Origin of the sequence: Brevundimonas sp. (genome assembly GCF_029946145.1) — a bacterium.
Lineage (GTDB): Bacteria > Pseudomonadota > Alphaproteobacteria > Caulobacterales > Caulobacteraceae > Brevundimonas.
In genome coordinates, this window is record NZ_JAQSDY010000021.1 from 21296 (window position 1) to 34318 (window position 13023).

At 65.0% G+C, this 13023-nt stretch carries 8 protein-coding genes; 2 read left to right on the top strand and 6 right to left on the bottom strand.

Annotation, left to right across the window (positions count from 1 at the left end; all coding sequences use genetic code 11):
* Positions 1 to 196: 196 nt before the first annotated feature.
* The 3 genes from PSV23_RS08665 to PSV23_RS08675 all read right to left on the bottom strand — a co-directional run bounded on the left by PSV23_RS08665 (position 197) and on the right by PSV23_RS08675 (position 5727).
* Positions 197 to 3040, bottom strand: coding sequence for a pitrilysin family protein (locus PSV23_RS08665; protein ID WP_300467913.1), 2844 nt, complete (start codon positions 3038 to 3040; stop codon positions 197 to 199).
* A gap of 348 nt (positions 3041 to 3388) precedes the next feature.
* On the bottom strand, positions 3389 to 3589 hold the full coding sequence (locus tag PSV23_RS08670) for a hypothetical protein (protein ID WP_300467915.1): 201 nt from the start codon (positions 3587 to 3589) through the stop codon (positions 3389 to 3391).
* Between the two features lie 11 nt (positions 3590 to 3600).
* Positions 3601 to 5727, bottom strand: a complete 2127-nt coding sequence (locus tag PSV23_RS08675; RefSeq protein ID WP_300467917.1) for a winged helix-turn-helix domain-containing protein — start codon at positions 5725 to 5727, stop codon at positions 3601 to 3603.
* 187 nt (positions 5728 to 5914) lie between these two features.
* Here PSV23_RS08675 and PSV23_RS08680 point away from each other — a divergent pair, with 187 nt between their 5' ends.
* Complete coding sequence (locus PSV23_RS08680; RefSeq protein ID WP_300467919.1) at positions 5915 to 6439, top strand: hypothetical protein; 525 nt, start codon at positions 5915 to 5917, stop codon at positions 6437 to 6439.
* 17 nt (positions 6440 to 6456) lie between these two features.
* Here PSV23_RS08680 and PSV23_RS08685 read toward each other — a convergent pair whose 3' ends face one another.
* Positions 6457 to 7434: an AraC family transcriptional regulator gene (locus tag PSV23_RS08685; RefSeq protein ID WP_300467921.1), complete on the bottom strand. Its 978-nt coding sequence runs from the start codon at positions 7432 to 7434 to the stop codon at positions 6457 to 6459.
* 370 nt (positions 7435 to 7804) lie between these two features.
* On the opposite strand from PSV23_RS08685, the gene PSV23_RS08690 reads away from it, so the two are divergent.
* Positions 7805 to 8542: an AraC family transcriptional regulator gene (locus PSV23_RS08690; RefSeq protein WP_300467924.1), complete on the top strand. Its 738-nt coding sequence runs from the start codon at positions 7805 to 7807 to the stop codon at positions 8540 to 8542.
* Positions 8543 to 8663: 121 nt separating this feature from the next.
* Here PSV23_RS08690 and PSV23_RS08695 read toward each other — a convergent pair whose 3' ends face one another.
* A complete protein-coding gene (locus PSV23_RS08695) occupies positions 8664 to 11930 on the bottom strand; it encodes a TonB-dependent receptor domain-containing protein (RefSeq protein ID WP_300467926.1) in 3267 nt (1088 codons plus the stop codon).
* Positions 11931 to 12205: 275 nt separating this feature from the next.
* Positions 12206 to 12949, bottom strand: a complete 744-nt coding sequence (locus PSV23_RS08700; RefSeq protein WP_300467928.1) for a winged helix-turn-helix domain-containing protein — start codon at positions 12947 to 12949, stop codon at positions 12206 to 12208.
* Positions 12950 to 13023 lie beyond the last annotated feature (74 nt).

Genomic DNA, 13023 nt, shown 5'->3' on the forward strand with positions numbered 1-13023 from the left:
AATCAAAGATTTTGCCACGATTCCGGCACGTTAGTTTCGCGTTACCCGGACCTGAAGCTGCATAATTGTAGAGTGGCGGCGCAACTTCGCTCGCAGTCGCAGCAATTTATTGCGGTCTGCGGCCGGCGCGCCATACGAAAAGAGGCGCGCCGCGAACGGCGCGCCTCGGTCCGCGCGGGGGCGGAAGGGTTGTGGCCTATTCGGTCGCCGACCGGACTTCGATGGGCAGGCCCAGCGTTTCGAGCTGAGGCTTCACCACGGACGCGTCGCCCACGACCACCCAGACGAAGCCCTCGGGCTTGATCGCCGCCCGCGCCGCCATATCAAGATCGGCGGCCGTGAGCGCGCGGGTGCGGCTGGCGACCGTGTCGTAATAGTCGTCCGGACGGCCATACAGGGCGTTGCTGCGAAGCGCGCCCAGCACCTGGGCCGAGGTTTCAAACCCGCCGGCCAGGGACCGGGTGTTGCCGTTGATCGTCCGTTCCAGCTCCGGCGGCGTGACGCCGTTGGTGGTCAGGAAGCCGTTGTACTGCTGGATCAGCGCGGTGATCGATTCCCCGGTCCGGTTGGCCTGAACGGGAGCCGAGATGATGTACGGCACCTGGTGCTGCATCTGGTTGACCGTGCCGCGCACGCCATAGGACCAGCCCTTGGTTTCACGCAGGTCGGCGTTGATGCGCGACAGGAAGTCCGTGCCGAGGATGGAGTTGGCGGTGTTCAGCGCCAGCAGATCGTCCGTGCCGGACAGCGGCAACACCACGCCGCCGTAGATCAGCGACTGGGGCGACTGGGGCCGGTCGATCAGGACGATGCGGCTGGTCCCGGCCGTCGCGGGGGCGTCGAATGTCTTGGCGCCGCGAAGAGCCGCGGGCGCGGTCCAGTCGCCGAACGTCGCCTCCAGTTCGGGCGTGACCTGATCCAGGGGCAGGTCCGACACCACGAAGATGGTGGCGTTGTCGGGCCGTACCCAGGTCTGATGTTCAGACACGATGTCGGCGCGCGTCAGGGCCGCGATGCTGGTCTCGTCGCCAGTGCCGGTGAACGGACGGCCGTAGGGGCTATCCTGTCCGTACAGGAGCGGCGGCAGGGCGCGGATGGCCAGTGCGTTGGGATTGGTGCGCTCGCTGGCGATCGACGACAGACGCTGGTTGCGCAGACGCTCGACCTCGCCCGGCGCGAAGGCCGGGTTGCGGACCACGTCGGCCAGCAGGGTCAACGACGGCCGCAGATTGGTGGTCACGGCCGTCAGGTTCGCCGCCGAGCGGTCCATCGAGGCGCCGACGTTGATCGAGGCGCCCAGGCGCTCCTCTTCCTGGGCCAGCTGGGTCGAGTTGCGGGTGGTCGTCCCGTCATCCATCAGGTCCAGCATCAGGCTGTGCGCGCCCAGCCGGTCAGCCCGGTCCGCCGCATAGCCCGCATCGAATTCGACGGCCACGCGGGTCACCGGCACCGTCGTGCTGCGCGCATAGACGACCTGGACGCCGTTCGACAGGCGCGTGCGTTCGACCGCCGGGAACGACAGGTCCGATACGTCGCCGATGACGGGCATCGGATCGCGGGCGACACGCTCGATCGCCGATGCGGCGACGGGGGCGGCGCCGGAGGGCGAAACCGCGGCCTCTGTATAGGCCTCGCGCTCGCCGGGTTCGATGGTCAGGCTGTAGACGGGACGCGACAGCCACTTCCGCATGGCCGCCTGAACCTGGGCCGGGGTGACCGAGGCGTAGGCGTCCAGCTGGTGTTTGTAGTGGTCGGGATCGCCCGCATAGAGCTGGCCTTCGGCGAGGACCGAGGCCTTGCCGTTGACCTGTTCCAGGCTCTGGATCTGGCGCGATGCATAGCTGGTGGCCACGCGGGCCACCTCTTCATTGGTCGGGCCGTTGGCGATCAGGTCCGCGAGGATGGCGTCCAGACGCGCGTTGACGGCCGCGGGGTCCTGTCCCGGCTTCACGTCCACCGAGATGTCGAAGATGCCGAGGCGATGGAAGTCCGACACCGAGGCGCTGGCCGACACCGCCGACTGGTCGCCGCGCACCAGTTCGTTGTCCAGACGCGAGCTCGCCAGACCGCCGAGTACGGACGCCCCAACCGACAGCGGGATGGTGTCCTCGTCAAGCAGGCCGGGCACGGCCCAACTGCGCGTCAGGCGCACATTGGCGACACGGTCGTTCATCACCGCACTGACTGGCGCCGCGAGGGCGGGCACTTCCGCCTCGGCCGGAGTATTCACGGGACCGCGCGGGATGGCGCCGAAATACTTCTGCACGAGTGAGCGGGCGTTCGGCTCGTCAATATCGCCGGACAGGACCAGCACCGCGTTGTTGGGGCCATAGTTCTCGCGGAACCAGTCGCGCACCGTTTCGAGGCTGGCGGCGTCCAGATCGGCCATCGAGCCGATGGTCGAGTGGCGGTAGGGGTGTCCCTCGGCGAAAAGCGCTTCCAGCTGGGCGTATTCGAACAGGCCATACGGCTGGTTGTCGCCCTGCCGCTTCTCGTTCTGGACCACGCCCCGCTGCAGATCGAGCACGTCCTGGCCGACCTGGCCGAGCAGATAGCCCATGCGATCGCTCTCGAGGAACAGGGTCTGCTCCAGCGCCGGCGTCGGGACGGTCTCGAAATAGTTGGTGCGGTCGAACCAGGTCGTGCCGTTCAGACTGGTGGCCCCGGCGCCGCGCATGGCCTGCAGGTGGCTGACCGGCGAATTCTCGGAACCGCCGAACATCAGATGCTCGAACAGGTGGGCGAAGCCCGTCGAACCGGCGGGCTCGTCCTTGGAGCCAACATTATACCAGATGGACACCGCGACGACCGGCGCCTTGCGGTCGGTGTGGACGATGACCGTCAGTCCGTTGTCCAGGGTAAAGCGCGACCAGGGAATATTGACGCGGGACACCAGATCCGCAACAGGCGCCGCCGGCAGTTCAGGCGCCTGCATTGTCCCTGCGATGACCGCCGTCTGGGCGGCGGCGTAACCGACCATGGTCAGGGACGGTGCGACGACCGCAAGAAGAGCCGCGAGAGAGACGAGACGAGCGCGCATGGACGACTTTCAAATGATTCAGGCTGAAGGCGGGGGCGGCATAGGGCATGCGCCCACGACCTTCGTCAAACGTGACTGTAGCGTCAGCTCGCCGGGAGGGGCATTCCGGGCTCAATAGGCTGGCTGGATCCATATTTTCCGGCGAGCCAGATCAAACGTGAGGGCCCAGCGCGAGATGACGGGCGCTCCGATGTTGCCGTCGATGGAAATGTCACGCACGCGAACCGCTCGACGATGAAACCGGCGCCATGACGGTCAGGCTGGCGCCGCCGGCCTGGCGCTGGAAGCGGATCGGTAATTCTGTCGCCCCCGCCGTCCGCTCAACCAGACTCCCGGCCGTCTCGAACGTCAGCCGTCCGGAGGCCAGCTCCAGGGTGAAGGGGCGTTCCGCGAGCACATCGAGCCGACGAGGCCGTCGATCCCGATGGACCCCGGAGGCATCAGGGGGGTCAGGTCAAACACGCCTGCGTCGGGGATGGTCAGGCGCTGCCCGCCGATTTCGATCGCCACGTCGTCGCAGCGCGGCATGGTGATGCGTTCGCCCGTCATGCGGTGACCGATCAGGGCAGCCTGCGCGATGGCGCGGTATCGATGACGACGATATCCGACTCGTTTGTGATGCCGTGGGTCAGGTAGAATCCGTTCGCTGCATCGCCAGTCAGGCCCGAGAGGTTCGCCACGCCAGCCGGGTTACCGACGACCCTGCCCACGCCCCCTGACAGAGGCGTCGAAACCAGATCGATGCCTGCATCATTGCGCCGGATCGTAACGACCTGATCGCCCGAGATCGCCCAGTTCCGCCATTCGATCGGCGCGAGCGGAGCAACAAGCGTCGGGGTTTCGGTCGGGCTCGCCGGAAGGCGCCAGACGCCGTCCGTGTTAAACCGTGTGCCGTAGACCCGCCCTCCCGGCCCTGCCTGCACCGAGTCCCATCCCGGTGGAGATGCGGGCGTCGCCTGGCCGTCGGTCACGCGAACTTTCCAGAGCCGCCAGACCCCCGCGCCATTGGTCGCCAGGATCAGGGTGTCCTCGGAAATCCAGTCCAGGCTCCAGAGAGTGTCCCTTGTCTCGAACACACTTCGCAGCCGGCCGCCGTCCGCCGCGACGATGTTGAGCTGCGATCGCCCACCGACTGTCGCCAGGAAGGCGATCCGCTGCCCGGAAGGGGACCAGCGCGGCCAGGCGACGTAGTCGTAGTCCTGCGAAAGCAGACGATTGGGCGACGCGGATCCGGGCGCCACACCCATGGTCCAGATGGCGGACTTGCCACCGCGGTCCGACGCAAACGCCAGGGTCTTTCCGTCTGGCGAGAGGTCCGGATAGGCCGATTCACCGTTGGAGGCGGTTCGAGGCGCCTGGGCGTCCCGGGTGACGCGCACAATCTCCGACTGGAGGTCGAACGCCTCGAACGCAACCCGCCCCCGCTGGTCCGAGGACAGGCGGCCGATCCGCCTCAACCCGGTCACCATCCGTTCGGGACGATCCGCCCGGGAGATGTCGTAGCGCCATAGACCGAAGTCGCCGGCGCGGGTTGTCGAGACATACAGGCGCCGGCCGTCAGGAGCCCAGGCGACACCCAGAATCGTGGAGTGATCGCGGGTGAACTGACGAACATCCCCACTCTCGAGGTTTGCCAGATAGATCTCTGACACGCCCGGCAGCGAAGACCGCCTGAAGGCGACAATGCGGCCGTCGGGACTGACCGCCGCCAACTGATCTCCCCAGTCGCCGGCCGCGGGATGGGTCACCTGACGTCGCGCGCCGGTTCCGATATCGACGCTGAACAGGGCTATCGGCGCGGCGGGGTTCGGGCGGTCGGCGATCAACAAGGTTTCGTTGTCGAGCCAGGCCGTGGAAGGGCTGGTCCGCAAATTGCATGTCGTAACGGAACGGCCGGGCCCGCGCGGCAAGGCCATGATCATGACCTCGCAGCGCGCCGGCGAAGTCCGGACGAAGGCAAGGCGCTGCCCGTCAGGCGACCAACTCGGCGCGGTCTCCGACGCTTCCCCCGAGGTCAGTTGCTCGACCGGGCCATCGTCGAGGGTTCGCAGATAGAGGTGGTGCGCCTCCCCCTCTCCCGCCGCGGAATAGACGATCATGGAACCAGATGGCGACAGGGCCGGATAGATCTCGGCCCCCAGATCGGACGTAATGACCTGCAGCCGGATATCCGGGTCCGCGGGTCGCGGGTTGACCTGAACGTAGGCAATTGTTCCGCCAATCAGTCCGGCCAGCACGAGGGCGAAAAGCCCTGTCGCCCAGGATGGAAACCGCCGCGTCCGCGACGCCCTGGGCCGTTCCGCCGCGGACGGCGAAGCGATTGGGTCGACGTCTGATTCATGAACACGAAGCTGGTAGCCGAGTCTGGGCACCGTCTCGATCGTCACCGAGCCCGATTGATCGCGCGCGAAGACCTGCCGCAGGCGCCCTATCGTCCTGTTGAGAGCGTCGTCGCTGACGAAGCGACCGTCCCAGCACAGGGCGATGAGGGCGTCCCGGCTGATCGTTCGGTTACGCGAGCGCGCCAGCACGATGAGCACCTGAAACACCCGCGGCTCCAGTCGTTCGACATGACGATCGAGCTGGATTTCCCTGACTCCCGGCCGCGCATGAAACGCGCCCAGACGAAAGTCCGCTTCGTTGAACAGGTCGACCGGTGCGGCCGTAGGCAGGTAGGAAACGCTCATTGATTTGCCTGACTGATCCCGAATTAACACCCGCAAATCCGGTTACGGCAATCGAAAAGAACCCGGATCCGTCCGCACTTGAAGAGTGTGTCCGACATCATCGTCGGATCGTGTCCGAATCCCCCCAAATCCGCGCGAAGACGAGGCGTCACCCTGCGTAGATCCCGGCGATACCGAGGGGGGACGCATGACCATTTCAAAGTCACCGGGGGTCCGGCCGGCCATAAAACTGATTGACGCAATCCTGGTGACCCTGTTTGCGGCGATCGCCGCGGGCTCGGTCGACCTGGTCTATGCGGCCAGCTTCGCCCGGGAAGGCGTCACCATGACGGGTGTGATGCGGGCCATCGCCAGCGGCGTGCTGGGCGCCGAGGCCTTCAAGGGCGGTGCATCGGTCGCCCTCCTGGGCGCCGTGCTTCATTACGGCATCCTGTGGGTCGCCGGCGCTGTGTTCGTTCTGGCCGGGCGGGTCTGGCCGATTGTGTTTCAACGCCCCCTCCTGTCCGGGACAGTTTTCGGGATAGGCGTCTTCCTGGTGATGAAGATCGTGGTGAAGTTGTCGCGAGCGCCGTTCGACGTGTCGTCGGATCCTGAACAGATCATCCGCAATCTCCTGGTGCACATCCTCGCGGTCGGCATTCCCATGGCTCTCATCCTCGTCTGGATGCTGGTCCGGCCGAGCGTTGCAGGGGTCGCGACCGTCTCCGACTGATGTCCCGGCTGCGACGGTCAGGACGCTTCATCGCCCAGCCTCGCCAGTTCCCTGGGAGTCAGTCCCAGCGCGCGCTTCATGCAGGAGGCCATATGGCTTTGATGCGCGAAGCCCGCCTCGAGCGCGGTCTGACTGATGCTGACGCCATTGACCATCAGCAGGGTCCTGGCTCGCTCGATACGACGGCCCAGCACGTACTGATGAACGCTTTCACCGGTTGAACGACGGAACAGCGCGGCGAAGTGGGACGGGCTCGCTCCGGCGACTTCGGCAAGGCGGGCGACGCTCAGGCGCTCGCCGAGATGCGCCTCGACATGCTCGAGCACCCGACGCAGTTTGCGCGGCGCGAGCGCCTGCAGCGGGCGCGGGGGGGACGCGTCCGCAAATCTCTGAAGCAGCCGCACCGTCGCGGCGAGACTCAGGGAGTCGAACAACACCGGATCGATCGCCCCTCCCGCCAGAAGAGTGGATTCGATCGCCATCAGGATACGTTCCAGCGGAGTGTCGCGCACCTGAAGCTGCGCGGCCAGCACGGCGTGACAGGGGTCGAGGCCCAACTGCGCCGCCGCGCTGGCCAGCGCGACGGAGCTCACCTGCAGCAGCAGAAGCGACGCCTCCTCTTCTGCCTCCCAGCAAATACGCGAACCCGATGGGACGATGTCCATATCTCCCCGGACCTGCCGCCGGCCATTCTGCATCAGATCGTCGAGCCGACAGTTCACGAGGATGGGGCGGCCCAGATGGATGCAAAGGGTATGCTCCGGGACCGGGGCCAGGTCGGTAACGCCCGACACCGTCACGGCCCGGGCGCCGCGACCCGTGCGCCCGCTGTCGCGCCAGCCTTCGGCCGCGCCGCTGACCGGAGCGAGTCCAAAGGAGGGGGTGGCCACGCCCGAGCCTGTCCGTTTGTCGGGCAGGCTCTGCACTGTGTGGTGATTCATCATCGGCTTTCCGCATCCACCGTCGGCGGCGAAACGGTCGCCGATCTCGATCACAGCGTGCTCGGGTCGCCTGTCCGCCAACAAGGCGCGCATGACGATGATTGCCGAGCAAAAACCGATGACGCCATAGCGGACGCCCCGCCGGGGAGCACAGGTCTGTGTTCCGGGCCAGCAGCTTTCGATATCTGCCCTGAACCGGCTCGCGCAGTGTTTCGTGAGCCATGTCCAGTCTCGCGAACCAACAAGGCGCTCAACGTCACAGGCGGCGGCCGCGGGCGCGGACCTCAGGGACGGCATGGCGCTGACCGACCTGCGTCATCGACCGTTCGCGCAGTCGGTCCGAGCCATGTCCGGGCGGGCCGCGGAAGCCACGACTGTGACGCGTCGGTCGCTCGCGAACTCGTCCTTGCTCCAGGCGGAGATCGTGACCATCCGCAGTCTGGCGTCGGAAGGCGTTCCCCTCGTCCCGGGATCGCGGCCCCTCGCCCTGATTCCCCTGAGCGGCTCCCTCTATCTCGAATGGGACGCGGGGGCCGTGTGGATGGACCTGAACCAGATCGCCCTGGTTCCCGGCAACATGACCCTGACACAACGTCACGCGGACGTCGGTGACGTCGTTTACATATCCATCAGCTGCCCGCCGGGGCCGCTCGGACAGGCTGGGGGCTGCACCGTCCTGCCTGTTGGCCCCGACCTGCAGAGGGAAGCGGCGCGGCTGGCGACCTTGATCTCGTGGCGCGAAAACCTGCCATCCCCCGTTCGTGATGACGCCCTGAGAACCATCCTGGATCATGTCGCGGCCATGGAGCCGCCCCGGCGTCCTTCAGTGGCAGGCGAGCGATCACGGGCCCTGGTCCAGCGCGTGCGTGAACTTGTGCAGGAAACCAGCGCGCCTCGCTCGCTGGACGACCTGGCGTCGCGTGTGGGCGCTTCTCCCGTCTATCTCACCAGCCTGTTCCGTCAGGTGGAAGGGACACCGATCTATCGCTATCAGGCGCGCTTGAGGCTGGCGCGGTCCCTGAGCCGGCTGGGCGAAACCGACGACATTACGACCGTGGCGATGGATCTGGGCTTCGCCAGCCACAGCCATTTCTCAACGGCGTTCAGGGTCGCCTTCGGACTGACGCCCTCGGCCTACAGGGCGTCCCTCACCGTCGGCTGACCTCATCCTGGCATGCTGTCGGCGGCCCCGGGCATCCATCGCGGCGGGCGTCGTCCAGACAGAAAAGGGGCGGCTCCTGCGAGCCGCCCCGATCGCCTTCCTGCCGGAGGACAGCTTGGTCCTAGTAGGGTGTGTAGTTGAAACCGACGAAGAAGCGCGTTCCGTACGGGTCGAAGTTGTCGAACATGGTCGTGCCCAGATGCCGGGCCTGTTCGGCGTCGAACAGATTCACGACCCCCGCCCGAACCGCCAGATTGTCCTGCACGTTCCATCGAACCGTCAGGTCGTGGCGCGCGAAGTTGCCGGTATCGTAGGTGTCCGGATCACGAGCATCCGCGTTTGTGACAAGCGCGCGGGCGACGACGATGTCCTGCGCCGACTGCCAGTCCACCGACCAGTTCACGCTCCAGATGTCATTCGGCGTCCATGTCAGCGACGAGGTGAAGCGAACTCGAGGAAACTGTCCCGGAGCTCCGATGCTGCCTGCCAGTTCCGTGAACGAGGCGGGGTTGCCCTGATCGAGGAAGGTTTTCTGTTCCAGCAACCAGGAACCGGTGATGGCGTAATCCAGGCGACCCCAATTGTGACCCGTGTGCTCCTCGAGATCCAGGCGATAGCGGCCGGTGAAGTCCATGCCGCGTGTCTGCAGTTTGGCGAGGTTGAACGAGCCCTGGATGAACCCGCCGACCGGGTCGCCTTGCGGCGCGCCGACGCCAAAAGGAATCGTTGGGCTGTTACGGAACAGGGTGTTGCATTGCGGATTCAGGCCGGGTCCGCTGACGCAGTTGTTGGCCATGATCTGGGCTGTGACAGCCGCGATCACGTCTTCAATCTCTATCTCATAGTAGTCAAGCACGAGGCTGAAGTCAGGAATGAACCGGGGCTTGAAGACTGTCGAGAATGTGAACGATTTCGACTCTTCCGGCTTCAGGTTCGGGTTGCCGCCGATCACACCGGCAATGCCCGAACTGTAGACCGGAGCGAAGTCGTCCGTGTTGGTGGCCGTCGCACCTGCAAAATCGAAGGCCAGACCCTTGGCGGCGGCCTGCGCCGTACAGTTGGTGATCCGGTTCTGACGAACGGCCGCGCCGAGCCCCGCCGCATTGATCTGGGCGGTCGCGCACGGATCGACGAAGCCGTTTGCGAACGTCTGGATGAACGGCGCGAAATTCTCACCCAGGCTCGGTACGCGAATCGAGTTGTTGAAGCTGGTCTTGATCGCAATATCCGGGATCGGACGATAAACGAGGTTCAGGCCATAGACCTCGACATCGCCCACTGTGGAATAGTTGGCCGTGCGGTACGAGCCGCTCAGTTCGGCGTACTCGCCCATGAAACTGTCGCGAAAAAGCGGGATCGACAGCTCACCAAAATATTCCTGCGAGTCATATTCGACGCCCGGGAAGTCAGGACCGGTGTTCAGGAACAGCAGACGGTTTCCGGTGTCCGCGTCCCGCCCTATGGCCGAGGTAAACTCACGACGATATTCAGCGCCAACAGCGAAGCCCATAGGGCCGGCTCCCCAGAAATCCCACAGGGAGCCCGAGAACGACGCGATAGCGTCTTCCTGTTCGTTGCGTTGCCTCACCTTGATGGCGGCGTCGATATAGGCCAGTGCGGCCTCGCTCTGGTTGCCCTCACCGAAGATGTTCAGTGGCGTGCATTGATCGACAGCGGCGCGGCCCTCAGGCGTGTCACGCAGGTCTCCACCAAAGGCATAGTCGTCCAGCGGCAGGAGAGGGTTTGTCGCCCGGATCAGCTGCGCCCGGCAGACGATCTGGCCCGGCGTTCCGCTGACGACGCCGGCCGTATCGACGACCGCGTCTGCCGCAAGGGCGAAGCGCAGCACATCGACGCCTCGTTCACGGTTCAGACCTTCATATTCGCCGTAGGTGTAGGACAGGTCCCAGGTGACATCGTTGATGAAGCCCAGCTGGTCGTATTCGCCACGCAGGCCGGCGACGGCTCGCTGGATGGTGCGGGTGTTGTCCTGGGTCCGGTTCGGCCCGAACAGCGCGTGGCGGGCGAAGGGCGCGGCGACCGGAGCCAGAGGCGCTCCGTCCGTCGTGTTGGTCGGTTGACCGTAGCGGACCAGCATATTGTTCTGGATCGCCGACTTCACATTGGTCGGCAGGAAGGCGTTGTCCGAAAGTCGCACATCGAACTGGCTGGGCGAACGGATGGCCGACGTCACGTTCGCCGCGCGACGGTCCGAAATGTTGACGTCGAAGAACACCGGCTGGGACGTGTCAAAGGTGTGTTCCTCGATGTATTTGGCTTCCAGCGTTCCCGAGATTTCGTCAGTGATCTGAAAGTTCGCACCGACCGCGAACCGCGAGGAATCCGACTGGCCCACCCGGGAGATCTGTCCGAATTCAGCGGGATTCGAACCATCGCCACCGATGTTGTTCACGCGGTTGGCTCCAGCGGTACCGATACGCTGACCAAAGTCGGCCAAACGTCCGGTCAGCCCCTCGTAGATGTAGGTCTTGCCGGGCTCGAGATTGAAGCAGTTGGTGTTGGTCGCCGTGTTGAACGCGGCCGTGGCCGAGCAGTCGTTGAACGGGACCTCGGGGTCGTCCAGACGGCTGGGGACCTGCATGTTCGCAAGGACGGTGCGGCCCCAGCGCGGACGCGACAGGGTGCGGACATCCGAGAACAGCGCCAGGTCCACGATACCGTCGGAGGTCGGGCCGACGCCGGCCGAGGTCGGGTCAGAGTCGACTGTGGCCATAAGCCAGGAGGCCTTCAGCCAGTCGATATCCAGGACCTGGACCTCGTCGATGTCCTCGTACTCGGCGAAGGCCCAGAGGTTCAGGCGGTCGTCCAGCAGGTTGGCCCCGGTCAGGACAGAAAGGCGTTTGTTCGCCTGACCATCCTGGTTGATCATGCCGTAGTTGCCGTCGATCTGCAGGCCTTCGAAATCCTTGCGCAGGACGAAGTTCAGCACGCCGGAAACGGCGTCGGCGCCGTAAACCGACGAGGCGCCGCCGGTGACGATTTCGATGTTCTCGATCAGCAGGCGCGGAATGGCGTCCACATCGACCGACAAGGTCCCGCCGTTGGAACCGACGTGACGGCGCCCATCGACCAGGGTCAGGGTCCGGTTGGCGCCGAGGGCCCGGAGGTTGGCGAAGGACTGGCCGCCGTCATTCAGGTTCGAGCCTGTCGTATCTGAAGGGACGGTCGACTGCGACAGGGCCGGGATCGTGGCAAGGAAATCGACGACGGTGTTCTGCCCGGTGGTCAGCAACGCCTCGCGCGACACCTGGATCAGCGGCGTGGGGGCGTTCGTCGGGTCGCGGCGAATGCGGGAGCCCGTAACGACGACTTCGTCGAGCTGCGTCCCCTCATCCTGGCCAGCCTGGCTTTCCTGAGCGTTGGCCATCGGTGCTGCAAGCACTGACCCCGCCAAAACTCCCACGGCGAGCGTAGATGAAAGCAGTTTTGATCTCTTGTTTTTCATGATCCTGTTACCCGCCCTCTCATAAGCAGTTTTAGTAGATAAAGGAACGATGAGTTGAGTTAAATTGAACTCGTTCAACACTCCAAACCTGTGAGAGAGTAGGCGTCCGGCGATTTTATGCTTTCAAGAAATTCGTATTTACAGCATAAACAATTGGTGTGATACGGAAGACATACTCATTGCGCACATCCGGTTGGTCAGCCCGGGTCGCACATGCAGTCGGCGACGAAGACGTAGCCCTTTCCATGGACCGTCTGGATCAGGCCGCCCCCACCATCCAGACGATCAAGCCTTCGCCGCAGTCGGGAAATCCGCACTCTCCAGTCCACCTTGGCGACCTCGGTCAACGGTTCGCCGTCGATGATTTCGGCCAGTTGGTCGGCCGACAGGATCTGGCGAGGACGCTCGACGAAGGCCGCAAGGACGGCATGATCGGTACGCGAGAGGAATCCCACCCTGCCGGTGGGACCTTTCAGCTCCCCGGACGGAAGGCAGAAGGACCAGCCCGCGAAGGTCAGGCGGGACGCCGCATCCGCGCCCGACGCCGCCTCGCCCGAAGCACGCACGGCGCCGCGGCGGACGAGGGCGAAAACGCGAGCCAGAAGCTCGCGGGCGCTGGCCGATGACGGCACGCAATCGTCCGCCCCGTATTCCAGTCCGACAATCCGCTCGGCTTCGTGGTCCGATCCCGCCATCAGGATGACAGGCGGTCCCCTGAGCTCGGCCAATCGCCTGCAGATATCCAGGCTGTCGTAGGTGGAGGCCAGGCCGTCAAGGACAACGACGTGGCTTGCGAAAACGGCGTCCAGGTTGTCGAGCGGCTGTCCCGCCACAGTCGCTATGACGGTAGCTCCGCCGCTCTGAAGCGCCGTTACCGCGAAGTCGCGGCGAACCCCCGCCTCCATTTCCAGCAGGACCACGCATTTGCGGGCGTGAGCCATGGACCCGTTCTGAACCGGAGGGATCTGAATGGCGGTCAGCAATCCCCGGTCATACGATGAGGGGCGCCTGTCCA